This is a genomic window from Pseudomonas sp. D3-10 (assembly GCF_051132175.1).
Classification (GTDB): domain Bacteria; phylum Pseudomonadota; class Gammaproteobacteria; order Pseudomonadales; family Pseudomonadaceae; genus Aquipseudomonas.
Window position 1 is genome coordinate 119,243 of sequence record NZ_CP071668.1, and the last position, 26,487, is coordinate 145,729.

Consider the following 26,487-nt stretch of genomic DNA (forward strand, 5'->3'; position numbering starts at 1 on the left):
CATTCATTTATTTCGGAAAACTTCGAATGCTTGTCCGTGCTCGGCCGATCGTACTGCTGACTTTTATCGTGTTGCTTGGCCTCGGTGGTTGTAGTGGCAACTTCAAATTCACTGACCGCGATTATCGCCCCCTGGGTGATCCGCAAGCGGTCAATCGCGGCAAGTGACAGCAAGGAGCACCATTCATGGAAGTTGTTTTTGAAGTGCTGAGCGCCAACCAATTCATTGCCCCTGATCTTTGCCGAAAACGCTTTGGCGCGGATGGCGGGGTGATTGGCCGGGGAGAGGATTGTGACTGGATGATCCCCGACCGTGAGCGGCTCCTGTCCAAGCGTCATGCGGGGGTGAGTTTCGACAACGGAACGTTTTTCCTGACTGACAGCAGTGGCAACGGTGTACTCGATCGTAAAAGCGGCTCGCGGCTGCCCAAGGGCGAGCCGGTACGTATCACGGACGGCGACGTCTTCATCATGGGAGGGTATGTGATTCAGGCCCGGGTCGTTGTAGAGAAAATGACCTGCGCTTTGGAAGCCAACCGGTCGGCACCGCTAGGTAATCTCGTTCCGGATGATGCATTTCTCAACCTGGACCCGTTGAGGGCGTTGGACCGGGAGGAGCATGTTTTTTCTGAAATGGACGAACTGAACGACCGTTCCCAGACGACTTCGCACGCGTTGTTACGCTCGGATCATGCGTGCGTTGACGTGGAAAATTTGGTGTTGCCGAAGCTGATCGAGGTCGAGCCGGAGCCACCCCTGCCTTACGACCCATCGGGGTCATCCATTGAGGGGTTCTGGCAACGCTTCGGCTCCTCGCTGGGCATGGACCTGAATGATCTGGACCAAGAGGCGCGCGAAGCGTTGGCCATAAAGGTCGGATCGTTGCTCAAGCAAAGCGTTGAAGGCCTGCAGCAAGGCTTGCGCACCCGTTCGGAGTTAAAGGGCGAGCTTCGCCTGGCCCATACCCTCGCCCAAGGTGGCCAACAGAACCCGTTGAAGCACTGCGATGACGCTTTGCACGCATTGTTGCAGCCAACTGCGCCTGGCCAGTTACCAGCCAGCAAGGCTATCGCTAGTGCCTTTCGCAGCCTGCAGGCTCATCAAGTGGCTTTGTTCGTTGCCAGCCGCGCCACCCTGCGCTCAACCCTCGATTACTTTTCACCCCGGCAACTGGTTCTTCGCCTAAAGCGCGAGCAACCGTCGCTATTACATACATCGGGTCGCTACTGGCGAGCTTACGGCCGGCACCATCAGTCGCTATGTCAAGACGATGACTGGACTGAACGCTTGCTGGCCCGAGATTTCGCCAAAGCTTATGAGGAACAAGTCCGTCTGATTTCCACGCTGCAACACGACTGTCAGGGATGAAGTATATGCATTACAGAACTTTGCTTTTGTGCCGAACCTTAGCGCTTATCGCCACGACGCTGCTATCAGGATGCGCCACGCTGTCACCGTTCTCAACGATGACCAAGCTCAACGTGACGCTGGTTGCCAGCGACGAACTCAATCCGGATGTGACTGGACGGCCCTCGCCATTGGTAATGCGTTTTTTTGAACTCAAGCACCCGGTGGCTTTTGAAAACGCGGACTTTTTTAGCATCTATGATCGTGCCTGGGAGACCTTATCCCCCGATCTGCTCGCCAGCGAGGAATTGGAATTACGCCCTGGCGAAACCGTCACGCTCAGATTCGCCATGGCAGATAGCGGTCGTTACGTTGGCGTGTTGGCGGCGTATCGTGACCTCCCGCATACGCAATGGCGCTACACACTGCCGGTCGCTGTTGCGCGAGTGAATGAGGCGAATCTGGCTCTCAATGAAGATGGTATCGCTAGTTTCACCAAAGGCCTTGCCAGGGCTGACGACAAATGAACCACGATAAGGTGATCTGGCAGGAAGGGATGTTGCTACGACCGCAACATTTGCAACACAACGATCGACATTTCGACCACCAGTTGAAAGCCCGTACTCGGCTGCTGGGCGGTTACGCCTGGGGTTTCCTTTCGTTGGAAATCGATTTGCAGTTTCTCCCTATGGGGCGGCTGGTGATCAGCAGTGCTTCGGGCGTCCTGCCAGATGGCAGTCTGTTCGAATTGAGCAGCAACACTGAGCCGTTGGTCCTGGAAGTACCACCCAACACCTGCAACAAACCGATCTATCTCGCTCTGCCTCTGATGGCTGGCAATCACATAGAGTCCCGCTGCCCAGCACAAACAGATGTGTTGGCGCGTTACATCACCTACGAGGTGCAAGTAGCGGACTCCAATGCGGCGGATACTTCCAGCAGCCAGATAAGCTGTGGTCGCTTGGACGTTCGCCTTCTACTGGGTGAACAACAAGGTGATCAGGCTTTTGTAAAGCTCAAGCTCTGCGATGTTCTCGATACTACGCCGGATGGTTTGATCAGGCTCGATCCGGATTTTGTCCCGACGTTTATCCAGATCAAATCCTCTGCCTATCTTCTATCCTGCCTCAAGGAGGTCATCGGCATGCTTGGTCATCGGGGCGAGAGTCTTGCCGAGCGACTTCGCTCCAGCGGGAAAGCGGGCGGTGCTCAAGTTGGCGATTTCATGATGCTTCAAATGATCAACCGCACCGAATTGTTGCTGCGCCATTATCAGGAGCTGGAGCAGGTTCATCCCGAAACGCTATATCGGACGCTGTTGGCGCTGCTAGGCGATTTGGCAGTTTTTTCTACAGATAGCAAGCGCCCATCGTTCGACAACCGCTATCACCACAGCGACCAGGGAAGATGCTTTCGGGACCTCATGTGTTCGATGCGCCAAGTATTGTCGATGGTACTCGAACAGCACGCCATTGAGCTGCAATTGCAGGCTCGGCAGTACGGTATCAGCGTTTCGCCGGTGAATGATTTTTCTCTGCTGGACTCGGCTTCGTTCGTATTGGCAGCCAGCGCCGATTGTGATGCCGAGGAGCTGCGCCGTCGCTTACCCTCCCATCTGAAAATCGCTCCGGTGGAGCGTATCCGCCAGTTAGTCAATTTGCATTTGCCAGGTATCAGGATCAGGGCTCTTCCCGTAGCGCCGCGGCAGATCGCGTTTCATGCCAATAAAATTTATTTCATTCTCGAGCCCAGCGCCGAAGACCTTGTTCAAGTGAAGCGCTCCGCGGGGTTTGCGTTTCACATTTCGGGTGAATTTGCCGAGCTTGAACTGAATTTTTGGGCCATTAGGAACTGATCAAATGGATAAGGAAAATCCTCAGGACGAAACAACTGTCCTGCTAGATCATCATGGAAAGCGCCCCATATCCGGGCCGCTGACCGACACCGCTGCGCTACGTATTGAACAGTTGGAGGAGCGAATGATCTACGCCGCCCGTCAACGGCGATCTCCGATATTCGCTCCCAGCCTCAATCCGTTGGTAGCGGCAGCGTCCGGGTTGTTGTCGCAGATCCTGCTACTCAGGCGAATCAATCAAAGACTCGATCCTAAAAAGCTCAAGCAAGAGCTGTCCTTGGAATTGAAGCAATTTGAAGCCTTGGCGAGAAGGGACAATGTTGAGGAAAGCCAGTTGGTCGCCGCCCGCTATGTGTTATGCACAGTGCTCGATGAGTCGGTCGTCGCCACGTCGTGGGGCAGTGAAAGTGGCTGGTCGCAGATAAGCCTGCTAAGCAGCTTTCACAACGAGACGTTCGGTGGCGAGAAGGTGTTCCAGTTACTTGATCGTTTATCGAAAGATCCAGCCAAACACTTGTATTTACTTGAATTGTTATACCTGTGCCTATCGTTGGGCTTTGAAGGTAAATATCGCGTTCAAGCCCGGGGAGAATTTGAGCTAGGAGGGATCCGTGACGCGCTGTACCGCGCGATCAGGCAGGTGCGTGGTGAAGTTCCCAGTCCCTTGTCAGCCCACCTTGAAAGCTCCAAAGCTGAGCCCATCAAACCATTGCCTATAGTGCCTTTCTGGGGGGTGACGGTTTTCACGCTGATTAGTTTAGGTGTGATCTATTCGGGTTTTGCCTGGGTGTTGAGTGAGCAGCGCGTAAACATATTGCAACCTTATCAATCGCCAGAGTCGTTAATTGCTCAGCCGCTGCTGTAACAGGGACGTGTCATGAAATTGCTTTTCAGGAAAATTGGTGCCTGGTTGTCCCAGGCTTGGGTCTGGACGCTGTCATGCGTATTGAGCGTGTGCTTGTTGGTGTGGCTTTTGGGGCCGCTTTTTGCGGTGAATGACTACAAGTTCTGGGCTAGCCCCACGGCACGTCTGCTTACGATCAGCGCCTTGTTCCTGGGTTGGGGGCTGGGAATGGTTTGGTTCGATCGGCGAGCCGGTACGACAAGGCGGGCCAGGCAGGCTGCCGTTTCCCCTCCTGGCGCGCTCGACCAAGCCAGGATTGACGACGACCGACGCGAACTGCGCACGCGCTTCAAGGAGGCTACGAGAGCGTTACGCGCCTCAACGTTCCATTCCGGTCTTGGCAGACGCGGACGCAGTGACCTGCCTTGGTACTTATTGGTGGGCCCCGTCGCTAGCGGAAAAACCAGTCTGCTCGGTTCCTCGGGTCTTGATCTGTCGCTCAGCCGGCATGAGCGAAGGCCAGCTGACATATCCGGCACGCACAGCTGTGACTGGTATTTCGCAGAGCAAGCGGTGTTGATCGATACTCCTGGGCGCTATTTAACCCAGTTGGAGATAGACGCCGACGCCAGTGCCTGGAGCGGTTTGCTCGAGCTGCTGCGCAAGCGTCGTCGTAACCGACCCCTGTGCGGCATTCTGGTAACTGTGCCTGTCGAAACCTTATTGATGGGAAGTGAAGAAGAGATCGCCACGCTGTCTTGGCAGATTCGGGGGCGTCTTCAGGAAGTTCGACGGCAGCTGCGCGCTGATGTGCCTATTTATCTGATTCTAAGCAAAGCTGACAGTTTGATTGGGTTCAAGGAGTTCTTTGATTCTTTGACGCGGGAAGAACGTGACCAAGTGTTGGGCGCCAGTTGTAGTCGAGACCAACACGACAGCAACGTGGAGGTGTTGCGAGCCGAGTTCGAGGCATTGCTGCGTCGGATCAACAGCCAGGTACTCATGCGTCTGCACGGGGAGCGCGACATTGTACGGCGTGGCTTGATCCTGGATTTCCCACAGCAGTTGGCACAGATCGGTCCGCAGATCAGCTCGGTAGTCGAACTGGTTTTTAGCGGGGACACCTGCCCGCTGCGAGGCGTTTACTTGACCTCTGCCTCCGGCCCTGACCATGCGGGAGCTGGTATTTCGATGAGGGCTGCGCCCCGGAGGGACGATCGCAACGGCTATTTTATCCATCACTTGCTTACCAAGGTCATCTTCCCCGAAACCGGCCTGACGTGTCTTGATCAGCGAGGACGCAGTCGTGTTTATTGGGGGCAGCGCGCGATGTACATCGGTGCGCTGATGACTTTGAGTTTATTTGGATTGTTATGGGCCAACGGTTTCACTGCCAACAATAAACGCTTGGAAAATTTGCGTGAGTTGACTCAACGTTGGGAGCAGCACTCATCGCAAGTCACCGACGATGATTTGATCGTAACCCTGGAATCGCTTGATCTCCGTCTCGAGGCGGCACGAGTTTTTCCTCCCGAAACAGGCGTGTCGTTATACGAGCGTGGCGGGCTTTATCAAGGTGCTGCAGTTGGCCCCACAGTGCTCAGGGCTTATGAGCATGAGCTGATGTCGCAACTGTTACCTCGGGTTGCGCAGATGTTGGAAGAGCAAATCCGCAGCAACCTAAATGAGCGCGACCGGGTATTGAACAGCCTGCGCGCATATTTGATGCTGGCCCTGCCGGAACGTCGCGATGCCGCCTGGCTCAGGGCTTGGGTCGCCCAGGCTTGGTCGCTGCGTTACCCCGGTGATGCGTCCATACAAGATGGGTTGAATGGCCATTTCGGACGCCTATTGGAGCAACCTTTCGTTCATGGCCTCGACGAGTCACTGGTGAACTTGGCTAGGAAGACACTGCGGAGTGAATCCCTGGCGGCTGTTGTTTACCGCATGTTGCGTGATCAGGCCAACCATCTGCCTCATTACAGACTTAGCCAGCATTTGGGACCGCAGGGGTCGTTGCTGGTAGGCACTGATCACATCATTCCGGGCTTTTATACCCGCCAGGGTTACGAGCAGTACTTCTCGATTCAGGGCGTGGCGCTGATTACTGGACTGCTACGTGACGAATGGGTCCTTGGGGAGGGGGCAAGTCTTACAAGCTTGGACTTGCGCCGTATGCGGATAGAGCTCGAACAGTTGTATTTTCGCGACTATGCAAATCTCTGGAGCGAGGCGGTCGGTCAGGTCGCGCTGCAGCCGATTCACGGCGCAGGCGAAGTCGCCGACCAATTGGCGGGCCTGACTTCAGCCCATTCACCTGTATTGCACTTGCTGATACAGGTGCGTGAGAACACCAGGATAGGGGGGATCGTCGAGCGTATGGACGACGCTTCGCAGGCGGCAGTGAACACTGGCCAGATTGCCTCCGTCGCAAGCAAAGTCTCCGATTCGGTGAGGCGGGATCTGCCGGACACGGGACAGAAATCCTTGCAACGGCGTTTCGAACCATTGCACCGTTTGCTGGATACCGACAACGGCCCGGACGCGGACCTGACCTTGGCACTTCGGGCCCTCGACGACACCCAAACCCAATTTGCGAACCTAGTTCGTGCAAGTGCGCCGGAGCAAGCCGCCTACGAACTGGCGAGACATCGGATGGCTGGCCAGAGCGATGCACTGAGTGAAATGCGTAGGGCGTCTACACGCTTGCCACACCCAGTCAATCAATGGTTCAGCGGGCTGGCCGAGGATAGTTGGCGCTTGGTACTAAAGGATTCATACCGCTACCTGAACGAGCGCTATCAAAGCGAGCTCTATGGTTTTTATCGGAGGTCAATCAACAAGCGGTATCCGTTCAATGCCCACGGCACCAGCGATGTCGCTATCAATGATTTTCAGGAGTTCTTCAAAGGCCAAGGCGTTGCTGACCGATTTTTTGAAAGCTATATGCGTCCATTCGTCGACGGTCAACCAGGGCATTATCGAGTGCGCACTATTGACGGCCAGAGCTTGCCTATAACCAAAACCTTTCTTGAGCAGATGGCGAGCATACATACCATCCGCCAGAGCTTTTTCCTGGAAAGCCGTGCCGAGCCACAAGTGCATTTCAAGCTCGAGCCATACACGCTCGACCCGTCAGTAAGTCGAGCTGAGTTCCGCTTCGGTGATAAAACGCTGGAGTACCGTCACGGCCCCATACAGTCAGTAGCCTTTACCTGGCCAAGTGAGGAGCAGGGCGGCAGGACATCTCTTGTGCTGGATAAAATGGCCGGAGGGCGAGGGATCGGCGTTGAGAAGAATACCGGGCCATGGTCATTGTTTCGTTTGCTCGATTTGATGCAGACGGAATACCTGACGGGCCGTGACGTACGCGTGCTCAAGGCTGATGTCGGCGGCATGCGCGCCAATTATTTATTGATAAGCCAGCGCACGCCGAACCCTTTCGACATGGCCGTGCTACGTACTTTCAGAATGCCGATACAGCTCTGATGCATTACGCAGGCCACTGGCGTAGCGCCGCTCGCACCGATCCCGGCAAGGTCCGCCGGCGAAACGAGGACGCTTTCCTGGACAGCCCACGGCTGGGGTTATGGGCCGTCGCCGACGGGATGGGCGGTCATTCGAATGGCGATATCGCCAGCCAGTTGGTCGTTTCCAACCTGGCTGAGTTGCCCCTGTATCGAGATATCGATCAGCGTTCGAGAGCCGTGCGCCAGTGCCTGCACTGGACCAATCGACGTCTGAGCCAGGAGTTGACCGTCACCGCTGAAAATTCACTCGGCATCATGGGGAGCACGGTGGTTGTGCTGTTGCTGGAAGGTAATCGTGCTGTTTGTATCTGGGCAGGCGACAGTCGTTGTTATCTATGGCGTGATCGACGGCTCTATCAATTATCCAAGGATCATTCATTGCGCCAGCAATTGGTGGATCAGCGGCTTATTGGCCTTGACGAGGCAAATGCCCATCCTGCGGGCAACGCATTGACTCGTGCGGTAGGAGCCTCGCAGGAGTTGAGGCTTGAAATACTCGAATTCGATGTTCGTTGTGGCGATGCTTTTTTGCTGTGCAGCGACGGTTTGTATCAGGAATTGAGCAGCCAGAAGCTGGGCGAGGCAATGAGCCTGATGTCACCCAACAGGGTAATGGCGCAGCTTTTCGAGGGCGTCTTGAGCGGATCGGCGAGGGATAACCTGACGGCCGTTATGATAGGCGAATGAAAAGTCCTGAGGCAGCCCCCGAATTCCGGGACAGCGACGAGAATCATTTCAGCGCTTCTCTTTTTGCCGAAACATCGAGTGTCGCGGTACCGAGCCCGCACACTACTGGCGAAACGCCAGAGATATTTGCAGGACGTTACTGTCTCGAGCGTTTGCTCGGTGCTGGCGGTATGGGGGTTGTGTATCGGGCCCGGGACTTGCTGCATGAACAGTTTGGCGATCCGGATCCGTACATTGCGCTGAAGATACTCAGCGAGGAGTTCGACTCGTCCCCTGACGCCAGCGCGCTACTTTTTAGCGAATTTGCCCTGACGCGGTGTTTATTTCACCCTAACGTGCTGCGCCCATACACCTTCGCAGTGGATGCGGTTCATCGTAAGGCTTTTTTCACGATGGAGCTGATGCGCGGGCTGACCTTGGACAAATTGCTCTGCGAATGTCCGCTCGGTTTGCCATGGTCAGAGCTGAGGGCAATTGCATTGCCTCTGCTAGACGCCTTGGCATATACCCACAGTCGAGGTGTACTGCACGGCGATATCAAGCCAAGCAACATCATGTTGAGCGAAACGGGAGTGAGGCTGTTCGATTTTGGGCTGGGCACTGCGCAAGAAGGGCCTTTGAAAAACCTGCCTTCCTTGAACCGCCAGCGTCTCAAGGCCTGGACCCCGGGGTATGCCTCCCCCGAAGTACTTGAAGGCGCACCGCTCTCGGCTCATGCCGATCTGTACAGCCTGGCTTGCGTGCTCTACGAACTGGCGAGTGGCAAGCATCCATACCGGCGTTTGGCTTCATCTGAGGCCCGCGATACAGGGCTGGAACGCCAACTCAAGGTCCCGCGCAACATGCCCAGGCGTTGCTGGTCGGCATTACGCACAACGCTGGCCTTTGATCCAGCGCGGCGAAACCTCAGCGCCGCGCAGTTGCGTGAGGTTTGGGCCGGTGGTTCGTTTTGGTGGTAGAGGGGCTGGTTGGTATTCCCGGAATATGTACTGGCTGTTGGGCCGCGATCGCGAGCAGGCTCGCTCCCACCGGGGGGCTTGGCTGGGTTGAGGTTTTGGGCGTGCTTGCGATCAGGGCTTGTTCGTTTGCCGTCAATTGGTTGAGGCCAGCGCCTTCAGCGCTGCCTTGCGCTCTACGGTTGGCAAGCGGCCGAGTTTTTCCACCGCGCTGTAAAACGCCAGCCAATCCTCGCCCTCACGCTTGAATAACGCCCCGAACGCCGGCACCCATTGGTCGTACAGGCCGAACGGCAATATTCGGGCGTTGTTCAGGGGCGCGTAGATCCAGGCGTCGTAGCGTTTGTCGCCGGCCCATTGGCTGTCGCGTAGGTGCGCGTAGTCGGCGCGCAGGCGTTCGAATTCCTCGGCTTTGCGTTGGCGCATCTGCTCGGTCGGTAGGGGTTGGGCGTAGAGGGTTTCCAGCCGTTGGCGGGTGTCGAGGATCAACTGGATGAACTGGTCGCGCTGGCGCAATCGGTTGCCGTTGTCCGGCGCCAGGCCGCGATGGGCGCGCCATTGGCGGGTGCCTTCCTGCTCGACGAAGGTGGCGAATGATTCGTTGAACTCCGTGTCGTCCTTCACGTAGACGCGTTGGTGCGCCAGTTCATGAAAGATCAGCGTCGCCAGGCGTTCGTCGCCCCAATGCAGCATCGAACTGAGGATCGGATCGTCAAACCAGCCCAGCGTCGAGTAGGCCTCTATGCCGGCAATCGACACATCCATGCCTCGCAAACGCTGCAAAGCGGCCTCGCCCCGGGCGGCGCCCTGGCTGTAATAGCCCCGATACGCCACGCAACCGGCGATGGGAAAACAGTGGGTTAGCGGGGCCAGGGAAAACTCCGGGGTGGCGAAGACGTTCCAGACGACGAAGGGGCGGCCGATGTCCGCGTACAGGCGATAGCTCTGGTTGTCGGGCAGGTGCAGGTGTTTGCTGGCGAACGCGCGGGCCTCACGGGCCTGAGCCAGATGGGTGCGCAATCCGGAATCACGGGTGGGGTCGGCAATGACCCGGTCGATGGGCTCGCGTGCTTGCAGCAGTCGCCATTGTCCGCTGGCGAGCTGGCCGTAATAACCGACGCTTGTACAACCGTTGAGTAACAAAAGCAGGAAGGCCGGAAACAAAATCCTGAAAACACGGTCGAGTAACCGATGGCGTGAGCGCTGCCTGATCAATTTTGGAATCACCCTGGGAAGTCTGCCTCAAGACTATCTCGCCTGCCCGGAGCTTCGCTATGCGCGTGTTGATGCTGACAAGTGGCCTGTTGCTGCTGACCGGCTGTGCCGGTTTGCCCGATCCAGATCCCTCCCAGGCGTGGATTGACCTAGGTAACCATCGGGACACGGCGTTGCAAGCGTTGGAAGTCGATGACAAGGCATCCATCGACCGGCGTTATTTCGAGGTTCAACCGGGTAGCCATGAGCTGACGGTGCGTTATCAATTTGCCGTGGAGCCGGGCAACATCGGGCCAGATGCCGAGCCGCTGTGGCGCGATTGCCGGTTGAACGTAAAATTCAAGGATTTCAACGCGGGCCAGCGCTATCAGTTGCAAGCCGGCAGTATCGGGTTCCGGCCGTGGGCCAAGCTTTACGACCAACAGCGCAACGTGGTGGGCCAAGGCACGCCGGCAGGCTGCCAGCAAAGCTGATTGGCGCTATGCTCGGGGCCTGACTTCAGGAAATCATCATGCGCCTACCCACGTTGTTTTTGGCTCTTGCGACATTGAGCGGATGCGCGACGAGCCCATTGCCCGAAATGGACCCGAACATGGCCTGGGTCGACTTCGCCACCCCTATGCCGGGCGGCAAGCTGCTGATGGCTGAAAGCCTGGACGGCCAGCGGCTGCGGGACGGACGCTTTTTTCAGGTTTCACCCGGTAGCCACGAACTCAAGGTGCGCTTCGACTTCGAGGTGTTCGGCGCGGGCGGTGGGCTGGGCATGATGAACGACCCGAAGGAACGGCTGTGCTATCTGATCGTGCGCTACGACCATTTCGAGGCCGGCCAGCGTTATCGCCTGGAGGCTCGTAATCTGGCGTACTCCCCCAGTGCCCGGCTCTATAACGCCAAGCGTGAAATCGTTGCCGAGGATCGACAGGCCAATTGTTTGATGTAGCGCTGCCTAGCGGTCGTTCTTCTGGTAGATGATTTTCTTGGTGCCGTTATCGCAACTGCCCACCACCATGTTCTGGTCGTGGACTTCGTCGTTGGTGACGATTTCCAAGGTGTATGAGGACACGTTTGCGGCCTGGATCTTGGCTTCGATCTCTGCTTTCAATTCTTCGCAGGGCTTGGGTGCCGCGAGGGCCGATGTGGTCAGTGCGCAACCGATGACTGCCAAGGCCAAACGTTTCATGCTCGAACTCCTCAATACAGCGCGCACGCCTGTGCGCTGAAACTGCAGACCTGCATTCGACCACAGTTGCCTTCGGGTAAATAGCGGGTAAACCATAGAAGACCGCGGCCTCGGGAGACCGCGACCTTCTCGGTTCGTCAATTCACCAGGGTCGCGTCCAGGGTGATGTTGGCGTTGAGCACCTTGGAAACCGGGCAACCCTCCTTGGCCTTGTTGCTCAGCTCTTCAAATTGCTGTTGGCTGGCGCCGGGAATCTTGGCTTTGAGAATCAGCTTGATCGCGGTGATCGCAAAGCCGCCGTCGACCTGGTCCAGGGTCACTTCGGCGTTGGTGTCGATGCTGTCGGCCTTGAGCCCAGCGTCGCCAAGGATCATCGAAAACGCCATGGAGAAGCAGCCCGCGTGGGCCGCGCCGATCAGTTCTTCAGGGTTGGTGCCCTTGCCGCCTTCAAAACGTGCCTTGAAACCATAGGGCGCTTCGCGCAACACGCCGGTTTCCGTGGAGATGGAGCCTATGCCGGTCTTCAGGTCACCTTCCCAGTGAGCCGATGCTTTCTTGACGATAGCCATGTGTGCCTCCTCATGATTCGGCGCGAGGGTTCGCGCCTGGGTATTTTTCAGTGCCAGGATTGTGAGGATAGACCGGCCGATAAAGTTCACCCGGTCGATTAGTCGACTAATTTAGTAGGAAAATTCTTCGCTACTATTGAAACTCGGGTATATGCCCACATTCATAGGACACACCTAGAGAAACGGCAGGCTTTCGCCTACAGAAAAGCTCGTACGCCGTTGGAGATGCCGGCCCATGAAACAGCTGTCCGAAGTTAAATTTTCAACCCTCGACCTTGTGCCTGTCCGCGCTGACGGCAATGCAGCCCAGTCCCTGCGCAATTCCCTGGATTTGGCGCAGCACGTGGAAAAGTTTGGCTACACCCGTTTCTGGGTGGCGGAACACCACAACATGGACGGCATCGCCAGCTCCGCGACGGCGGTGCTGCTGGGCTACCTGGCGGGGGGGACGTCGACCATCCGCGTCGGCTCGGGCGGGGTGATGCTGCCCAACCACGCACCGTTGGTGATCGCCGAACAGTTCGGCACCTTGGAAAGTCTGTTTCCGGGCCGGATCGACCTTGGGTTGGGACGCGCCCCCGGTTCCGACCAGATGACCGCGCGTGCACTACGCCGCGAACGCTCCGGCAGTGCTGATGATTTCCCTGATGACGTGGCCGAACTGATGCGCTATCTCGGCCCGCGTACCCCCGACCAACGCATCATCGCCATGCCCGGCACGGGAACGAATGTACCGGTGTGGCTGTTGGGTTCTAGCCTGTTCAGTGCGCAGTTGGCCGGGGAGCGCGGTTTGCCCTACGCGTTCGCCTCCCATTTCGCACCGCGGTTCATGCACGAGGCGATTCGTGTTTATCGCAATCACTTCCAACCATCGGCCGTACTCGACAAGCCGTACGTGATGCTCGGGGTGCCTTTGGTGGCGGCTGACACGGACGAGCAGGCCGATTACCTGGCGACGTCGGTGTACCAGCGGATCCTGGCATTGATGCGCGGCCAGAGCCTGGTGCAGCGCCCGCCGGTGGAAACCATGAATGGTCTATGGCTGCCCCATGAGAAGGAAGCGGTGGGGGATTTCCTTGGCCTGGCCATGATTGGCGGTCCTCAGAAGATCCGCGCCAGGTTGGAGGTGTTGATCGAACAGACTCAGGCCGATGAGCTGATCTTCACCAGCGACCTCTATGAGCACGCCGACCGCCTGCACTCGTATGAACTGCTGTCACAGGTCATGAAAGGCTGAGTCGCGGCCAATAAAAAGCCGACGCGATGCGTCGGCTTTGATCTGAGCGCGTTATCAGCCGCGTATGTAGACGATTTCTTTCGAACCGCCCTCACAGGTGCCGACGACTTTTCCGTCACCTGCACCTTTATCGACGATCTCCAGCGAATAACCCGACACGCCTTTGGCATCGAGCTTCGCTGCGATTTCGCTCTTCAACTCCTCGCATGGCTTGCCGGCCGCAAACGCAGTACCCGCAAGGCTCAGCAAACCCAGGGCCACCATCAACTTCTTCATCGCTCGCACTCCTCGGTCGGATCAGATAGGGAGGTTTCGTAAAGACGTGATGCGCCCAATAGCGCATCGCCATTCCCTATGGCACTCCGCCAGCGTGCAAGTTCAAAGAACTCAGCTGTTGGCGATCCGGAACCCAACCTTGATGGTCACCTGGAAGTGCGCGGCCCGGCCATTTTCGATGTGGCCGCGGGTTTCCGTGACTTCGAACCATTCCAAGTGCTTGAGGCTCTTGCTGGCCTCGGCCAGGGCATTGTTGATGGCGTCTTCAATGCTGGTGGGAGACGAACCGACCAGCTCGACTTTTTTGTACGTGTGGTGATCACTCATGACGTTCTCCTTGGTTGTCTTAAACAGCCTAGCAGCGATTTTTCGCCTTACATGTGGCGCCGTTTACGCTTGGAAAGTTCAGATTTAGTGCACTTTCCCAAACGGTCGCAGTCCCAATCCACACACGCTACTCAACCACTGCAGGAGAGAGCCACCATGGCCAGCACTTCGTTACGCAAAGCCTCGTTGCAAAGCATGGAAGCGGAGATCGAGAGTCTGCTCAAGTCGTTGGAAAGCCTGAAGGACGACGCGTCGGACGAGTCGCGTAGGACGCTCAAGTCGCTTAAGGCAAATGCCGAAAGCGCACTGAAACATTCTCGGCATCTGCTCAGCGATGCGTATGAAGAGGTGAAGGTGAAAACCCGCGAAACCGGGATTGCCACGCGCGACTACGCTCAGGAACATCCATGGACCACCGCTGGCGTTGCCGTTGGCGCACTGGGTCTGTTGGCCGCTTACTTGTTGTGCAAGCGCGGTAACTAGTTCGATGGGTTCAGCTCATGCCTGAGCCACTGCGCCAATTGCCGGGCGCGCCCGTCTGCGGCGCGCTTGGGCAACCATAGCGCCAGTCGTGCGGGGGTTTCACCGAACCCCCATGGCGCGACCAGGCGACCAGCCCGCAGGTCCTCGATCACCAGGGGCTCGGGGGCGATCGCCACGCCAAGCCCGGCCACGGCCGCCTCCAGCAAATAATACAAATGTTCGAAACCTTGCCCTAACTTCAATGCCTGGGGTTCCAGGGCATTTTGCCGTGCCCAAGTGGGCCAGGCCTGGGGGCGTGAGGTGGTGTGCAACAGCGGTTCGCTCAGCAGCGCAGTGGCGGATGCATTGCGCAAGCGGGCAAAGCCCGCGTAGTGCGGGCTCATCACCGGCCCGATCCGCTCGCTGGCCAGTTCATACACCTGCATGTCTGCCGGCCAGGGTGGTTCGGCGAATACCAGTAGGGCGTCCAGCCCTGGGCGCCTCGGGTCGAGGTCGCCCTCACCTGCGGACAGGTGCAGGCGCAAATCAGGCAGATCGGCATTGAGCCTGCCCAGGCGGGGGATGAACCAACGCGCCAACAAGCTTCCCGAGCAGCCCAACACGAACGGGGCGTCCGCTGTGCTTTGGGTCAGCTCGGCGCAAACGGTGCGCAGGCGCTCGAACGCATCGGCGCTGGCGTCACGCAGGCGCAGTCCCGCATCTGTGAGTTTCAAGCCTCGCCCATCCTTGACGAACAGGCTGATCCCCAAGTGGTCTTCCAGCACTTTGAGTTGTCGACTAACCGCGCCGTGGGTGACGTGCAGCTGTTCCGCCGCCTGGCTTACGCTGTTCAGGCGGGCAGTGGCCTCGAAGGCACGCAGGGCGTTGAGCGGTGGCAGATCATGGCTCATGGTATTTGTGAGATTTTCTGACAGGTTGTGGCGATCTTATCGGTTTTCAGAGCGATATGTCAGGGGTAGAGTGGGCTCATTGTTTTTCTACGCATTCGCCTGGAGCGCCCGATGACCCAGCCTACGACCCCCTTCAACCTGCGCAGCGGTCCCGATGCCAACGGCCTGTTTGGCGCGTTCGGCGGCCGTTATGTCGCGGAAACGCTGATGCCGCTGATCCTTGATCTGGCCCGTGAATACGAAACGGCAAAGGAAGATCCTGCGTTCATCGAGGAATTGGCCTACTTCCAACGGGACTATGTGGGTCGTCCAAGCCCGCTGTATTTCGCCGAGCGCCTGACGGAGTTCTGCGGCGGCGCGAAGATCTACCTCAAGCGTGAAGAACTGAATCACACGGGCGCGCACAAGATCAACAACTGCATCGGCCAGATCCTGCTGGCGCGGCGCATGGGCAAGAAACGCATTATCGCCGAGACCGGCGCCGGCATGCATGGGGTGGCCACTGCCACCGTGGCCGCTCGTTTTGGCCTGGACTGCGTAATCTATATGGGCACCACCGACATCGAGCGCCAGCAGGCTAACGTGTTTCGGATGAAGCTGCTTGGCGCCGAAGTCATCCCCGTGATCGCCGGAACCGGCACACTCAAGGATGCGATGAACGAGGCGCTGCGTGACTGGGTGACCAACGTCGACAGCACGTTTTACTTGATCGGCACTGTAGCCGGCCCGCACCCCTATCCAGAGATGGTCCGCGACTTCCAAGCCGTGATCGGCAAGGAAACCCGTGACCAGCTGCAAGCCCAGGAAGGTCGTCTGCCGGACAGCCTGGTGGCGTGCATCGGCGGTGGCTCCAATGCCATGGGCCTGTTCCACCCATTCCTCGATGACAAGAGCGTTGAAATCATTGGAGTCGAAGCGGCGGGCTACGGCATCGAGACCGGCAAGCATGCGGCGAGCCTGAACGGTGGGGTTCCAGGCGTGCTGCACGGTAATCGTACCTTCCTGTTGCAGGATGAGGACGGCCAGATCATCGACGCGCATTCGATCTCTGCTGGCCTCGACTACCCCGGCATTGGCCCTGAACACGCCTGGTTGCATGACATTGGCCGCGTCCAATACACCTCCGTCACCGATGCCGAAGCTTTGGAAGCGTTCCATAAATGCTGCCGCCTGGAAGGGATTATTCCTGCCTTGGAGAGTGCCCATGCCTTGGCTGAAGTGTTCAAGCGCGCACCAAACCTGCCCAAGGATCACCTGATGGTGGTCAACCTGTCCGGCCGTGGCGATAAAGACATGCAAACCGTGATGCACCACATGGAACAGTCCCAGCAGGAGAAACACTGATGAGCCGCCTGCAAACCCGTTTTGCCGAACTCAAACAACAGAACCGTGCCGCCCTGGTGACGTTTGTCACGGCTGGCGATCCGGGCTACGACACGTCGCTGGCGATCCTCAAGGGCCTGCCTGCCGCCGGCGCCGATGTTATTGAGTTGGGCATGCCGTTCACCGATCCGATGGCCGACGGCCCGGCAATCCAATTGGCGAACATTCGTGCCTTGGGCGCCCAGCAGAACCTGGCGAAAACCCTGCAGATGGTTCGGGAGTTCCGCAAGGACAATACCGAGACGCCGCTGGTGCTGATGGGGTACTTCAACCCCATCCATCGTTATGGCGTGCAGCGTTTCATCGGCGAAGCGCTGGATAGCGGTGTCGATGGCCTGATCGTCGTGGACATGCCACCCGAGCACAACAGCGAACTGTGCGAGCCGGCCCAGGCTGCCGGCCTGGATTTCATCCGTCTGACAACGCCAACCACCGATGATGTGCGTTTGCCGACCGTGCTCAACGGCAGCTCGGGGTTCGTTTATTACGTGTCGGTCGCGGGTGTGACCGGTGCCGGTGCCGCGACGCTGGAGCATGTAGAAGAAGCGGTGGCGCGTCTGCGTCGGCATACCGATTTGCCGATCAGCATTGGCTTTGGTATTCGCACCCCGGAACAGGCGGCAGCCATCGCCCGGTTGGCCGACGGCGTAGTGGTCGGCTCCGCGCTGATCGACCATATCGCCAGCGCCGATACGTCGGAACAGGCGATTGATGGTGTGTTGAGCTTGTGCGCGGCCTTGGCTGATGGTGTACGTAAGGCGCGTCTTGGCTGATTTGGCTCGCGCCAATGAAAAAGGGGTTCGGAACTGGGTTCCGAACCCCTTTTTGTTATCGCTTCAAGGCTTGGCAGTCACGGCAACTCCAACCCACCTGCGGCTTTGTGCAGCTTGCGCAGATGTTCGCCGATCTCCTTCATATTGGCCTCGCTCGCGGCGATTTCAGCAGCGCGGCTCGGTTCAAGCAATGCCCTGACTTCCTTATCCAGGTCGCCGGTCAGCGTTTGAAGCTGTTTCTGGCGCAGGCTGCTTTCCGATTCCAATCGCTGCCATTCGCTGGGTTGTGGCAATCCGTAGCCGCTGCTGCCCAGCAGTTCGGCCGGACGGCTCAGGAAGCCGCTATTGGCGAGAATCTGTTGCAACGTCGCGTTGGCTCTCTCCATGCCACCGTTTTGAAGCTCACGCGCGCCAAGGTAGCGCTGTTTGACTTCATCCTGGGCGAGCAGCAATTGCCGACGGAAACTGGCCTGTTCCAGCAATAGCAATGCCGCGCTGGTGCGCAGGTCGGCCTGTTCAAACCAAACGCGGCGTTCTGCAGCGTCCAGCGCGAGCCAGTCTTCGACGGTTTGTTGCCGTATCGGCAGGCGTTTTTTCAGAACGTCGAACATGGCTTGGTAGCGTTCGCGGAATGAGTCGAAGCGGTAACCCAGGCGCAAGGCTTCCTTGGGATCATCCAGCACACTGGTGTCGGCCAAGCCACGGCCCTTGAGCACTTCCAGCAGACCGTTGGGCATGATGCTGTCCAGGCCTTTGAGCTGTTCGTTATTACTGCCGCTGCGCAGCAGCTTCAAGCTTTCTACCGCGCAATTATTGGAGAGGAAGTAATAGTTGCCGTCATAGCTCCAATGCATTTCGGCGGCGTGTTCGACCGTTTCTTCGATTTCGGTGCGCGACAGCTTGAGGGGCACCGACGCCAGGCTGCGCAGTTCGGTCTTGGTGTACTCGTCGATGACCTGGGCCAACGGCAGTACGAACAGACGCGACGGGTATTTGCCTACCAGGCCGTCCCAACTCGACAGCTGAACGTCGCCTACGAAGGCGCGGTACGAAAGCACCAGGTGTTGGTCCAGATCCAATCGGCAATCTGGCCCACGTGGACGGCCCGGTGCGCATATCACCAGGCGGAGCATGCTATGGCCCCAACGGCTGACCCAGTTCTGGTTGGCTTCAGCCAACAGGTAGTCGATGGCATAGACGCGTTCCGGATCGACCTTGCCCAGTGGTGTCTTGGCAAAATCATTGCCGGCATTGAGAAAGGCGAACGACGTGGAGCAGGTGTCCTTGGCGGCGGGCGCCCAGCCAAAGTGCTCACGGTAATAGCGATACAGCGCGGGACGTCGGCAGGCGTAGCTTGGATCGAGGAGGAAATACTCCATATTGACCGCGACGAACTCCTTGGGACTGCTCGTCTCATAGAGGTCCGGGCTGCGGGCAACCTGACGGTTGTGCTGCTCGCGTTCGCCGCGACGGCCCACATACTGCGGCCAGCCGGCGAGATCCAGCAGGCGAGGATCATCGCTGAGCGTGAAGCGCCGGTCGTTCTGGCCTCTGCACTCATCCGTCATGCCGATCAGCCCGGCGCTGCTGTTACGCCGAGTACAGCGTTGGATCAGCACACGTTCGGCATTTGGCCAAAGGCGCGAGCGGTCATAGATATGAGTCAGTTCGTGCAGCACGGTAGCGAGCATTTCGCGCCGCACGGTGCCGTGGGGGCGCAAGGTCTTTTGCTTGGCGGCGCTGCCATCGGTGAGGCTATCCAGCAGGTTCCGGTTCAAGTCCAACTGCGACACCAATGAAGCCTGGCCGTAGGCGTTTGCGGGCATCCGATCGGTCCAGCCGACATCGATGCGCCGGTCCAGTTGCTCGATGAAGCGTGGCGGCAATGCCTGCATGGCTTCATCGAGCAGTGCCTGGCTGGCCTGTTGTTGTGCCGGGCTCAAGCCATCGCTATTGAGATGTAACTGGAGACCGGCCTGGGCTGTGCCGCTCAGAAGCAGCACAACCCCGGCAGTCAGCCAGGCGGCCAGCCGCCTCACAATGCGAGGATAGCTTCGGCGAGAACCTGGTCGCTGGCGTCGCGGGCTTCCGGTACGCGGGTACGCAATGTCTGGAAAGCCGCTTCGAGATGAGCGCCACGAATCTCGCCGTTGCTGGCGACGAAGCTGGCAGCGTCATCGTGAGCTTCGCGGACAATCTTTGAGTCACGAATGGATGTGGTGGTGTCAGAGGTGAAATCAATCGAACGCTGGGAGGCGCGAACGATGATGTTACTGGTGGCTACCAGGGTATGTGCCTGGGCCACATCGGCCAACACCAGCAGGCCAAGGGCGGCAGCAATCAGCGGGCTACGCATGGAACGACTCCGGAGAATTAAAGATAGTTATTGGACGAGAATTGCCTGTGCCAGTTCAAGGTCGCTGGCGTGAAGTTTCGGCTGGTTCCGGCGCAGGTAGTCCAGGGCCGACTCCAATTGCGCACCTCGGAATTGTCCTTCGCTGGCAATGAACGCGGCGGCGTCATCACGAGCGGCGACGACCCGTTTATTGTCGAAGGGTGCGGAGGTCACCAGGCTCGTGGCGTAGCCACTGGCGACCACTTGTTGGGTGGACACATCGAAGGCATGGGCCGGGACAGACCAGCAAAAAACTGTGAATAAACAGGCGCTGTAAAGTTTTGAGTAAAAACGCATGGGACTCGACGGTTGTTGGCGAGCTTGAAGGCTAGCGCAAACCTGCGGGCCAGGGCCAGCGCGGAAACATCGGAGCACCCTTGGGTGCCCAATGTTTCATGTTGCATCAGATTACCAGGATGGCCTGTGCAAGCTGCGCATCGGTGGCGTTGAGCTGCGGTGCCTGCTGGCGGATGTAATCCAATGCACTCTCCAGTTTCACACCGCGGATAGCGCCTTCGCTGGCCACGAAGCTGGCGGCGTCGTCACGTGCGGCTTGAACGATTTTATTGTCACGCAGTGATGAGGTTGCATCGGAGGTTACGTCGGACGTGGCCTTGAGGGCGCCGACAATGGAGTCGGTGGTGACGATGAAGCTGCTGGCGTTGGACTGGGCAGCTACGGCCAACAGCGCTATTGCGCTGAGCAGGCGAAGACGGGACATGATGGAGCTCCTTGTATATGAGGTGATACCGGTGCCTGTAGCTGGAAGGGGAGACACATGCTCGACTCGCTTCGCCACGGTTGCATCAATATTAGGACAGATCGCGTTTGCTTACAGCTTTGCAATGGTCCTTGGCTCGTCCCAAGGCAAGATAATCCCCATCCAACCAACTGTACTGGTGCATGAATAGTTTTTGTATAACTGTTCTGTTTCCCGTTCTCAGACCGGTTCAGGCTCGAAAACGACAAGACCCGTCGCGGTTTCCCACGACGGGTCTTGTTTATTCAATTCGGTGCTGGCGATGGACCCGATGGGTCAGGGCCAGCGACGCTGAATTAGCGCCAGAACGGCTTGCTCAGCTCTTCGTAGCGCTGTGCTTCGCTGATACCGGCATCTGCCAGCAGGCGCGAATCCAGACGGGCCAATTGATGGCGGCTGGCAATGCGGCGCTGCCACAACATCAGGTTAGCGATAACGCGAAGAGGCATGGAAGCCTGGTTTTTTTCAGCTTTGTCTTCGAAAAACAGCTCGGAACTGAGTGTACGTTCCATGGTTGACATCCTTCCGCTTGTGGCGGGATTAGGTAGTGGTTTAACTGGTGCCCATGATCCTCCCGTTTGGCCAGTCCCTGTAGATACAGTTCATCTGTATTGTAAGAGACCAGTTAACTGTTAAAAAGCGGTGTACTGGTCAATCTTGAGGCAACTGTATCTATCGGCACTAAATTGGTGCGTTATTCAGTGTCTGGCTGTGTTTTGTGGGATATGACTGTAAGAAATAACCGGTACAGAAGTACAGTTTTTGCAAAGAATCTGCCGAGCCTTTTGGATTTATAAAACTGTTTTAGTCCTAACGGTGATCCAGCTGTATCAAACCGCAAGCATGCGTCCGGTTGCTTCCAGGTTCATGTGCCAGCTGAGTGCGTCCCGCAAAATATGCGGCGTATGTCCGCCCACGGCGCTTGCCGCCTGGAAGTACTCGTTCAATGCCTGGCGATAGGATGGATGCACGCAGTTTTCGATGATCGCCCGCGCCCGTTCGCGTGGCGCCAAGCCCCGCAAGTCAGCCAGTCCAATCTCGGTCACCAGGATGTCGACATCATGCTCGGTATGGTCCACATGGCTGACCATCGGAACGACGCTGGAAATGGCGCCGCCCTTGGCAATGGATTTGGTCACGAAAATAGCCAAGTGTGCGTTCCTGGCAAAATCCCCCGAACCCCCGATGCCATTCATCATTCGCGTGCCGCATACGTGAGTCGAGTTGACGTTGCCATACAGGTCGAATTCCAGCGCCGTGTTGATGCCGATGATGCCCAGGCGTCGCACTACCTCCGGATGGTTGGAGATCTCCTGTGGGCGCAGCACCAGTTTGTCCTTGTATTTCGCCAGATTCCCAAAGACATCCGTGTTGCGCCGAGCGGACAACGTAATGGAGCTGCCAGAGGCGAAACTCAGCTTGCCGGCGTCGATGAGGTCGAATGTGGAGTCCTGCAATACCTCGGAATACATGGTCAGTTCTTCAAACGGAGAGTCGATCAATCCGCACATCACTGCGTTGGCAATGCTGCCGATGCCGGCCTGCAGAGGGCCAAGCTTGTTGGTCATGCGCCCGGCCGCGACTTCTTGCTTGAAAAAGCTGATCAGATGGTCGGCGATGGCCTGGGTGTCGTCGTCCGGCGGCAAGACCGTCGAAGGGGAATCTGATTGTTGGGAGATGACAATGGCGGCGATTTTGTCCGGTGGGATCGGGATGGCGGTGCTGCCGATACGGTCGTCAACCTTCACCAGGGGGATCGGCAGGCGAGTTGGACGATAGCTGGGGATGTAAATGTCGTGCAGGCCTTCCAAATCTGGATTATGGGCCAGGTTGATCTCCACGATCACTTGCTTGGCGAAGATCGCAAAGCTGGCGGAGTTACCTACCGACGTGGTCGGCACGATATGACCTTGCTCGGTGATCGCCACCGCTTCGATCACGGCAATATCTGGCAACGTGAGCTGGGCGTTACGCATCTGTTCGACGGTTTCCGAAAGATGCTGGTCGATGAACATCACCTCGCCTGCGTTGATGGCCTTGCGTAGGGTGCTGTCCACCTGGAAGGGCATGCGTCGTGCCAGTACGCCAGCTTCGGTGAGCTGCTTATCCAGATCGTTGCCCAGGCTTGCTCCGGTCATCAGGCTGATTTTCAGCGGCGTGACCTTGGCGCGTTCGGCCAGTGCGTGCGGCACGGCCTTCGCTTCTCCGGCGCGGGTAAAGCCGCTCATGCCGACGGTCATTCCGTCTTCAATGAGCAAAGCTGCCTCGGCAGCGCTCATCACTTTATTCAACAACGAAGGCAGGCGGATGCGATCACGGTACATGAATGGTTTCTCGGGCTGGAAGCTGGATGCGCAGTCTAGAGAATTCGCGCCGAGCCCGACCCGCTACAAAAGTCGCATTTAAGGCCTCTATTACGGGCGTTTCAGGCAAAACATCATTACCGGATCGGTAACGCTTTGCCTTGATACAAATCAAAACGCCCCGACAAGTCGGGGCGTTTTGATAAACAGCTGACGCTTATTCCACTGCTTTGACCATGTCTTCGATGACCTTCTTGGCGTCGCCGAACACCATCATGGTCTTGTCGAGATAGAACAGCTCGTTGTCCAGGCCGGCATAACCGCTGGCCATCGAGCGCTTGTTGACGATGATGGTCTTGGCCTTGAACGCCTCGAGAATCGGCATGCCGGCAATCGGCGACTTCGGATCGTTCTTCGCCGCCGGGTTGACCACGTCGTTGGCGCCCAGCACCAACACCACGTCGGCCTGGCCGAACTCGGAGTTGATGTCTTCCATCTCGAATACCTGGTCGTAAGGCACTTCGGCCTCGGCCAGCAGGACGTTCATGTGGCCGGGCATACGACCGGCAACCGGGTGGATTGCGTATTTCACCGTCACGCCGTGGTGGGTCAGCTTCTCGGTCAGTTCTTTCAACGCGTGCTGCGCCCGGGCGACCGCCAAGCCGTAGCCTGGAACGATGATCACCGTATCGGCGTTGGTCAGCAGGAAAGTCGCGTCGTCAGCCGAGCCGGATTTCACTGGGCGGGCTTCTTTGGAGCCTGCCGGGCCAGCAGCATCTGCGGCGTTGCCGAAACCGCCGAGCAGTACGTTGAAGAACGAGCGGTTCATCGCCTTGCACATGATGTACGAGAGGATCGCGCCGCTCGAACCCACCAACGAGCCTGCAATAATCAGCATCGAGTTGTTCAGCGAGAAGCCGATGCCTGCTGCGGCCCAACCGGAATAGCTGTTGAGCATCGAGACCACCACCGGCATGTCCGCACCGCCGATCGGGATGATGATCAGCACGCCCAGGACAAACGCCAGGGCCAGCATCAAGGCGAATGCGCCGAGGTTGCCGGTGAACATGAAAGCCAGGCCCAAGCCCAGTGTGGCGAGGCCCAGGATCAGGTTGAGCTTGTGCTGACCGCCAAACTGCACCGGAGCGCCTTGGAACAGGCGGAACTTGTACTTGCCCGACAGCTTGCCGAAGGCGATCACCGAACCGGAGAACGTGATTGCGCCGATTGCCGCGCCAAGGAACAGCTCCAGACGGTTACCCGCCGGAATCGAATCCCCCAATTGCTTGACGATGCCCAGCGATTGCGGCTCGACGACAGCGGCGATGGCAATGAACACCGCCGCCAGGCCGATCATGCTGTGCATGAACGCCACCAGCTCCGGCATCTTGGTCATCTCGACACGCTTGGCCATGATCGAACCGGCGGTGCCGCCGATCAACAAGCCAACGATGACATAACCAATGCCGGCGGTCGCCAGCTCGGCTCCCAGTTTGTAGATAAGTCCGACGGTAGTAAGCACCGCCAATGCCATGCCGAGCATGCCGAACAGGTTGCCGCGACGGGAGGTGGTAGGGTGCGACAGGCCTTTGAGGGCTTGGATGAAGCAGATGGACGCGATCAGGTAGAGCGTCGTTACCAGGTTCATGCTCATTACTTGGGCGCCTCTTCTTTTACGGCTTTCGGGGCTTTTTTCTTGAACATCTCGAGCATGCGGCGCGTCACCAGGAAGCCACCGAACACGTTCACCGCAGCCAGGGCTACGGCGAGAGTACCCATGGTCTTGCCCAGAGGCGTTACGGTCAGGGCGGCGGCGAGCATCGCGCCGACGATCACGATGGCCGAAATGGCGTTGGTCACCGCCATCAGCGGCGTATGCAGCGCAGGCGTTACGTTCCAGACCACGTGGTAACCGACATAAATGGCCAGCACAAAGATGATCAGGTTGTAGATACCGGGGGAGATAAGCTCTTCCATTGTCTGAATCCCTGCTTAGGCGTTTTTGCGGATGACTTGGCCGTCGCGGCACATCAGGCACGCTGCGACGATGTCGTCTTCCAGGTTCACGTCGAACTGGCCTTCCTTGGTGAAGACCAGCTTCAGGAAGTCCAGCAGGTTACGGGCGTACAGCGCCGAGGCATCGGCCGCGACTTCGCCAGCCAGGTTGGTCGGGCCGACGATGGTGACGCCGTTCTCGACAACCACCTGGTCGGCCACGGTCAGCGGGCAATTGCCGCCCTGGGCTGCCGCGAGGTCGATGACCACCGAGCCGGGTTTCATTTGCGCGACGGTTTCGGCGCTTAGCAGCGTCGGTGCCTTGCGGCCCGGAATCAGTGCCGTGGTAATGACAATGTCAGCTTGTTTGGCGCGCTCGTGCACAGCCTGGGCCTGACGCTGCATCCAGCTGGCAGGCATGGGCCGGGCGTAACCTCCAACGCCGACGGCGCATTCACGCTCTTCGTCGGTTTCGTAAGGCACGTCGACGAACTTGGCGCCGAGGGATTCGATTTGTTCCTTTACCGCGGGCCGCACATCCGAAGCCTCGATCACAGCACCCAGGCGCTTGGCCGTGGCAATTGCCTGTAGCCCCGCCACACCGGCGCCAAGGATCAATACTCGCGCCGCTTTCACGGTGCCCGCCGCTGTCATCAGCATCGGCATGAAGCGTGGATAATGATGGGCGGCCAGCAGCACGGCCTTATACCCGGCAATGTTCGCTTGAGACGACAACACATCCAGGCTTTGGGCCCGGGACGTGCGTGGGGCGGCCTCAAGGGCGAATGCGGTAATGCCGCGCTCGGCCAGCTTGGTAATGGTCTCGTTATTGAACGGATTGAGCATGCCCACCAGAACGCTGCCGCTCTTGATCAGCCCCAGTTCGCTATCGCTGGGGGCGACCACCTTGAGGATCAGTTCGGCCCCGAACGCATCGCTGGCGCTGCCAATAGTTGCGCCCGCCGCTTCGTAAGCACTGTCGACCACGCTGGCCTTGATACCGGCGCCGCTTTGAACAGTAACCTTATGGCCTTGGCCGATGAGCTTCTTGATGGTTTCCGGGGTAGCAGCAACCCGTGTTTCACCCGTTTGGGTTTCGAGGGGAACACCAATGTGCACGTCAAATCTCCTGCGTGATCTTATTGAGTAAACCCAGGCACTTCGGATGGTGCGGCTGGGGCGGCCGATCAGCACGACCTCGCCTCTTCAGGCGGGGCGCGGCATTTTGCAGGCGAAAATTCTGCCCTTCAAGGGATTATGACGTGTGACGAAAAATTAACTACAAGTCACCCTGTGACCAAGTGTCGCAACCATCAAGTTCAATTGCCCATGAAGCCTTGTTCTTAAAGGGATAGCCGGAGAATCGTCTTACTTTTTACATTGCCAAGGTGAATACGTAGGCATGCGTTGGAAATGTGGCTCAAAGCCACGTATTTAGCCGGTTGTGGAACGATTGTACTTCGTCCATAACAGTTTGGTTCTA

At 58.0% G+C, this 26,487-nt stretch carries 29 protein-coding genes; 14 read left to right on the top strand and 15 right to left on the bottom strand.

Annotated elements, in window-relative coordinates; genetic code table 11:
* Nucleotides 1-26 precede the first annotated feature (26 nt).
* Genes J3P90_RS00545 through J3P90_RS00580 form a run of 8 tightly spaced genes read left to right on the top strand, consistent with a single transcriptional unit; the run spans nt 27 to nt 9,221 of the window.
* Nucleotides 27-167 (top strand): type VI secretion protein, encoded by a 141-nt coding sequence (locus J3P90_RS00545; RefSeq protein ID WP_434608561.1) that lies wholly within the window; start codon nt 27-29, stop codon nt 165-167.
* Between the two features lie 18 nt (nt 168-185).
* Nucleotides 186-1,367, top strand: coding sequence for a type VI secretion system-associated FHA domain protein TagH (gene tagH, locus J3P90_RS00550; protein WP_434675654.1), 1,182 nt, complete (start codon nt 186-188; stop codon nt 1,365-1,367).
* Between the two features lie 5 nt (nt 1,368-1,372).
* Entirely contained in the window at nt 1,373-1,873 is a 501-nt protein-coding gene (tssJ, locus tag J3P90_RS00555; protein ID WP_434675655.1) for a type VI secretion system lipoprotein TssJ, read from the top strand.
* Nucleotides 1,870-3,201 carry a type VI secretion system baseplate subunit TssK gene (gene tssK / locus J3P90_RS00560; RefSeq protein ID WP_434675656.1) on the top strand — a complete coding sequence of 444 codons (1,332 nt, stop codon included), beginning with the start codon at nt 1,870-1,872 and terminating at the stop codon, nt 3,199-3,201. Before tssJ ends, tssK begins: the two co-directional genes overlap by 4 nt.
* Before the next feature lie 4 nt (nt 3,202-3,205).
* Nucleotides 3,206-4,066, top strand: a complete 861-nt coding sequence (gene icmH / locus J3P90_RS00565; RefSeq protein WP_434675657.1) for a type IVB secretion system protein IcmH/DotU — start codon at nt 3,206-3,208, stop codon at nt 4,064-4,066.
* A gap of 12 nt (nt 4,067-4,078) precedes the next feature.
* Nucleotides 4,079-7,534, top strand: a complete 3,456-nt coding sequence (tssM, locus tag J3P90_RS00570; RefSeq protein WP_434675658.1) for a type VI secretion system membrane subunit TssM — start codon at nt 4,079-4,081, stop codon at nt 7,532-7,534.
* Nucleotides 7,534-8,262 carry a PP2C family protein-serine/threonine phosphatase gene (locus tag J3P90_RS00575; protein ID WP_434675659.1) on the top strand — a complete coding sequence of 243 codons (729 nt, stop codon included), beginning with the start codon at nt 7,534-7,536 and terminating at the stop codon, nt 8,260-8,262. Before tssM ends, J3P90_RS00575 begins: the two co-directional genes overlap by 1 nt.
* On the top strand, nt 8,259-9,221 hold the full coding sequence (locus J3P90_RS00580) for a serine/threonine-protein kinase (RefSeq protein WP_434675660.1): 963 nt from the start codon (nt 8,259-8,261) through the stop codon (nt 9,219-9,221). The genes J3P90_RS00575 and J3P90_RS00580 overlap by 4 nt, the downstream gene beginning before the upstream one ends.
* A 132-nt stretch (nt 9,222-9,353) precedes the next feature.
* Here the strand turns inward: J3P90_RS00580 and J3P90_RS00585 are convergent, their stop codons facing one another.
* Entirely contained in the window at nt 9,354-10,433 is a 1,080-nt protein-coding gene (locus J3P90_RS00585; RefSeq protein ID WP_434675661.1) for an aminopeptidase, read from the bottom strand.
* A 59-nt stretch (nt 10,434-10,492) separates the two neighbouring features.
* Between J3P90_RS00585 and J3P90_RS00590 the strand changes: the two genes are divergently transcribed.
* Nucleotides 10,493-10,906, top strand: a complete 414-nt coding sequence (locus tag J3P90_RS00590; protein ID WP_420765948.1) for a hypothetical protein — start codon at nt 10,493-10,495, stop codon at nt 10,904-10,906.
* 38 nt (nt 10,907-10,944) lie between these two features.
* Nucleotides 10,945-11,373: a hypothetical protein gene (locus tag J3P90_RS00595; protein ID WP_420765947.1), complete on the top strand. Its 429-nt coding sequence runs from the start codon at nt 10,945-10,947 to the stop codon at nt 11,371-11,373.
* Between the two features lie 6 nt (nt 11,374-11,379).
* On the opposite strand, the gene J3P90_RS00600 is transcribed toward J3P90_RS00595, so the two are convergent.
* Complete coding sequence (locus J3P90_RS00600; RefSeq protein WP_420765946.1) at nt 11,380-11,613, bottom strand: DUF1161 domain-containing protein; 234 nt, start codon at nt 11,611-11,613, stop codon at nt 11,380-11,382.
* Between the two features lie 137 nt (nt 11,614-11,750).
* Nucleotides 11,751-12,182 (bottom strand): OsmC family protein, encoded by a 432-nt coding sequence (locus J3P90_RS00605; RefSeq protein WP_420765945.1) that lies wholly within the window; start codon nt 12,180-12,182, stop codon nt 11,751-11,753.
* Nucleotides 12,183-12,417: 235 nt separating this feature from the next.
* Between J3P90_RS00605 and J3P90_RS00610 the strand changes: the two genes are divergently transcribed.
* Nucleotides 12,418-13,419 carry an LLM class flavin-dependent oxidoreductase gene (locus J3P90_RS00610; RefSeq protein WP_434675662.1) on the top strand — a complete coding sequence of 334 codons (1,002 nt, stop codon included), beginning with the start codon at nt 12,418-12,420 and terminating at the stop codon, nt 13,417-13,419.
* Nucleotides 13,420-13,473: 54 nt separating this feature from the next.
* Here J3P90_RS00610 and J3P90_RS00615 read toward each other — a convergent pair whose 3' ends face one another.
* Both J3P90_RS00615 and J3P90_RS00620 read right to left on the bottom strand, forming a co-directional pair.
* Nucleotides 13,474-13,695: a DUF1161 domain-containing protein gene (locus J3P90_RS00615; protein ID WP_434649400.1), complete on the bottom strand. Its 222-nt coding sequence runs from the start codon at nt 13,693-13,695 to the stop codon at nt 13,474-13,476.
* 111 nt (nt 13,696-13,806) lie between these two features.
* On the bottom strand, nt 13,807-14,022 hold the full coding sequence (locus tag J3P90_RS00620) for a dodecin (protein WP_003177209.1): 216 nt from the start codon (nt 14,020-14,022) through the stop codon (nt 13,807-13,809).
* 156 nt (nt 14,023-14,178) lie between these two features.
* On the opposite strand from J3P90_RS00620, the gene J3P90_RS00625 reads away from it, so the two are divergent.
* Nucleotides 14,179-14,505, top strand: coding sequence for a DUF883 family protein (locus J3P90_RS00625; protein ID WP_420765942.1), 327 nt, complete (start codon nt 14,179-14,181; stop codon nt 14,503-14,505).
* On the opposite strand, the gene J3P90_RS00630 is transcribed toward J3P90_RS00625, so the two are convergent.
* Complete coding sequence (locus J3P90_RS00630; protein WP_434675663.1) at nt 14,502-15,395, bottom strand: LysR family transcriptional regulator; 894 nt, start codon at nt 15,393-15,395, stop codon at nt 14,502-14,504. The genes J3P90_RS00625 and J3P90_RS00630 overlap by 4 nt on opposite strands.
* A gap of 111 nt (nt 15,396-15,506) precedes the next feature.
* Here J3P90_RS00630 and trpB point away from each other — a divergent pair, with 111 nt between their 5' ends.
* Entirely contained in the window at nt 15,507-16,739 is a 1,233-nt protein-coding gene (gene trpB, locus J3P90_RS00635) for a tryptophan synthase subunit beta (protein ID WP_434561366.1), read from the top strand.
* Nucleotides 16,739-17,551: a tryptophan synthase subunit alpha gene (gene trpA / locus J3P90_RS00640; RefSeq protein ID WP_434561364.1), complete on the top strand. Its 813-nt coding sequence runs from the start codon at nt 16,739-16,741 to the stop codon at nt 17,549-17,551. Before trpB ends, trpA begins: the two co-directional genes overlap by 1 nt.
* A 77-nt stretch (nt 17,552-17,628) precedes the next feature.
* On the opposite strand, the gene J3P90_RS00645 is transcribed toward trpA, so the two are convergent.
* From J3P90_RS00645 to J3P90_RS00685, 9 genes are all read right to left on the bottom strand, one after another.
* Nucleotides 17,629-19,590, bottom strand: coding sequence for a DUF4105 domain-containing protein (locus J3P90_RS00645; protein WP_434675664.1), 1,962 nt, complete (start codon nt 19,588-19,590; stop codon nt 17,629-17,631).
* On the bottom strand, nt 19,587-19,907 hold the full coding sequence (locus tag J3P90_RS00650; RefSeq protein ID WP_420765937.1) for a DUF2388 domain-containing protein: 321 nt from the start codon (nt 19,905-19,907) through the stop codon (nt 19,587-19,589). The genes J3P90_RS00645 and J3P90_RS00650 overlap by 4 nt, the downstream gene beginning before the upstream one ends.
* 27 nt (nt 19,908-19,934) lie before the next feature.
* Nucleotides 19,935-20,243, bottom strand: a complete 309-nt coding sequence (locus J3P90_RS00655; RefSeq protein WP_420765936.1) for a DUF2388 domain-containing protein — start codon at nt 20,241-20,243, stop codon at nt 19,935-19,937.
* 106 nt (nt 20,244-20,349) lie between these two features.
* Nucleotides 20,350-20,667 carry a DUF2388 domain-containing protein gene (locus J3P90_RS00660; protein WP_434675665.1) on the bottom strand — a complete coding sequence of 106 codons (318 nt, stop codon included), beginning with the start codon at nt 20,665-20,667 and terminating at the stop codon, nt 20,350-20,352.
* Between the two features lie 335 nt (nt 20,668-21,002).
* A complete protein-coding gene (locus J3P90_RS00665) occupies nt 21,003-21,218 on the bottom strand; it encodes a DUF1127 domain-containing protein (protein WP_181288343.1) in 216 nt (71 codons plus the stop codon).
* A gap of 318 nt (nt 21,219-21,536) precedes the next feature.
* The gene (locus tag J3P90_RS00670) at nt 21,537-23,030 is read right to left on the bottom strand and encodes an acetyl-CoA hydrolase/transferase family protein (protein WP_434675666.1); all 1,494 of its coding nucleotides are present in this window, start codon (nt 23,028-23,030) and stop codon (nt 21,537-21,539) included.
* Between the two features lie 196 nt (nt 23,031-23,226).
* Nucleotides 23,227-24,663, bottom strand: coding sequence for an NAD(P)(+) transhydrogenase (Re/Si-specific) subunit beta (locus tag J3P90_RS00675; RefSeq protein WP_434561362.1), 1,437 nt, complete (start codon nt 24,661-24,663; stop codon nt 23,227-23,229).
* Nucleotides 24,663-24,986: an NAD(P) transhydrogenase subunit alpha gene (locus tag J3P90_RS00680; RefSeq protein WP_003187010.1), complete on the bottom strand. Its 324-nt coding sequence runs from the start codon at nt 24,984-24,986 to the stop codon at nt 24,663-24,665. Before J3P90_RS00680 ends, J3P90_RS00675 begins: the two co-directional genes overlap by 1 nt.
* 15 nt (nt 24,987-25,001) lie before the next feature.
* Nucleotides 25,002-26,123 (bottom strand): Re/Si-specific NAD(P)(+) transhydrogenase subunit alpha, encoded by a 1,122-nt coding sequence (locus J3P90_RS00685; RefSeq protein WP_434561360.1) that lies wholly within the window; start codon nt 26,121-26,123, stop codon nt 25,002-25,004.
* Nucleotides 26,124-26,487: the final 364 nt, after the last annotated feature.

What these genes read in the sequence shown, in the direction of transcription:
- J3P90_RS00625 (WP_420765942.1), top strand. Translation starts at nt 14,179, where the DNA reads ATGGCCAGCACTTCGTTACGCAAAGCCTCGTTGCAAAGCATGGAAGCG.
- J3P90_RS00650 (WP_420765937.1), bottom strand. Translation starts at nt 19,907, where the DNA reads ATGCGTAGCCCGCTGATTGCTGCCGCCCTTGGCCTGCTGGTGTTGGCC.
- J3P90_RS00545 (WP_434608561.1), top strand. Translation starts at nt 27, where the DNA reads ATGCTTGTCCGTGCTCGGCCGATCGTACTGCTGACTTTTATCGTGTTG.
- J3P90_RS00660 (WP_434675665.1), bottom strand. Translation starts at nt 20,667, where the DNA reads ATGTCCCGTCTTCGCCTGCTCAGCGCAATAGCGCTGTTGGCCGTAGCT.
- J3P90_RS00620 (WP_003177209.1), bottom strand. Translation starts at nt 14,022, where the DNA reads ATGAGTGATCACCACACGTACAAAAAAGTCGAGCTGGTCGGTTCGTCT.
- icmH (WP_434675657.1), top strand. Translation starts at nt 3,206, where the DNA reads ATGGATAAGGAAAATCCTCAGGACGAAACAACTGTCCTGCTAGATCAT.
- tssK (WP_434675656.1), top strand. Translation starts at nt 1,870, where the DNA reads ATGAACCACGATAAGGTGATCTGGCAGGAAGGGATGTTGCTACGACCG.
- J3P90_RS00615 (WP_434649400.1), bottom strand. Translation starts at nt 13,695, where the DNA reads ATGAAGAAGTTGATGGTGGCCCTGGGTTTGCTGAGCCTTGCGGGTACT.
- J3P90_RS00665 (WP_181288343.1), bottom strand. Translation starts at nt 21,218, where the DNA reads ATGGAACGTACACTCAGTTCCGAGCTGTTTTTCGAAGACAAAGCTGAA.
- J3P90_RS00675 (WP_434561362.1), bottom strand. Translation starts at nt 24,663, where the DNA reads ATGAGCATGAACCTGGTAACGACGCTCTACCTGATCGCGTCCATCTGC.
- J3P90_RS00655 (WP_420765936.1), bottom strand. Translation starts at nt 20,243, where the DNA reads ATGCGTTTTTACTCAAAACTTTACAGCGCCTGTTTATTCACAGTTTTT.
- tagH (WP_434675654.1), top strand. Translation starts at nt 186, where the DNA reads ATGGAAGTTGTTTTTGAAGTGCTGAGCGCCAACCAATTCATTGCCCCT.
- J3P90_RS00575 (WP_434675659.1), top strand. Translation starts at nt 7,534, where the DNA reads ATGCATTACGCAGGCCACTGGCGTAGCGCCGCTCGCACCGATCCCGGC.
- J3P90_RS00680 (WP_003187010.1), bottom strand. Translation starts at nt 24,986, where the DNA reads ATGGAAGAGCTTATCTCCCCCGGTATCTACAACCTGATCATCTTTGTG.
- trpB (WP_434561366.1), top strand. Translation starts at nt 15,507, where the DNA reads ATGACCCAGCCTACGACCCCCTTCAACCTGCGCAGCGGTCCCGATGCC.
- J3P90_RS00580 (WP_434675660.1), top strand. Translation starts at nt 8,259, where the DNA reads ATGAAAAGTCCTGAGGCAGCCCCCGAATTCCGGGACAGCGACGAGAAT.
- J3P90_RS00670 (WP_434675666.1), bottom strand. Translation starts at nt 23,030, where the DNA reads ATGTACCGTGATCGCATCCGCCTGCCTTCGTTGTTGAATAAAGTGATG.
- tssJ (WP_434675655.1), top strand. Translation starts at nt 1,373, where the DNA reads ATGCATTACAGAACTTTGCTTTTGTGCCGAACCTTAGCGCTTATCGCC.
- J3P90_RS00600 (WP_420765946.1), bottom strand. Translation starts at nt 11,613, where the DNA reads ATGAAACGTTTGGCCTTGGCAGTCATCGGTTGCGCACTGACCACATCG.
- trpA (WP_434561364.1), top strand. Translation starts at nt 16,739, where the DNA reads ATGAGCCGCCTGCAAACCCGTTTTGCCGAACTCAAACAACAGAACCGT.
- tssM (WP_434675658.1), top strand. Translation starts at nt 4,079, where the DNA reads ATGAAATTGCTTTTCAGGAAAATTGGTGCCTGGTTGTCCCAGGCTTGG.
- J3P90_RS00590 (WP_420765948.1), top strand. Translation starts at nt 10,493, where the DNA reads ATGCGCGTGTTGATGCTGACAAGTGGCCTGTTGCTGCTGACCGGCTGT.
- J3P90_RS00605 (WP_420765945.1), bottom strand. Translation starts at nt 12,182, where the DNA reads ATGGCTATCGTCAAGAAAGCATCGGCTCACTGGGAAGGTGACCTGAAG.
- J3P90_RS00595 (WP_420765947.1), top strand. Translation starts at nt 10,945, where the DNA reads ATGCGCCTACCCACGTTGTTTTTGGCTCTTGCGACATTGAGCGGATGC.
- J3P90_RS00630 (WP_434675663.1), bottom strand. Translation starts at nt 15,395, where the DNA reads ATGAGCCATGATCTGCCACCGCTCAACGCCCTGCGTGCCTTCGAGGCC.
- J3P90_RS00610 (WP_434675662.1), top strand. Translation starts at nt 12,418, where the DNA reads ATGAAACAGCTGTCCGAAGTTAAATTTTCAACCCTCGACCTTGTGCCT.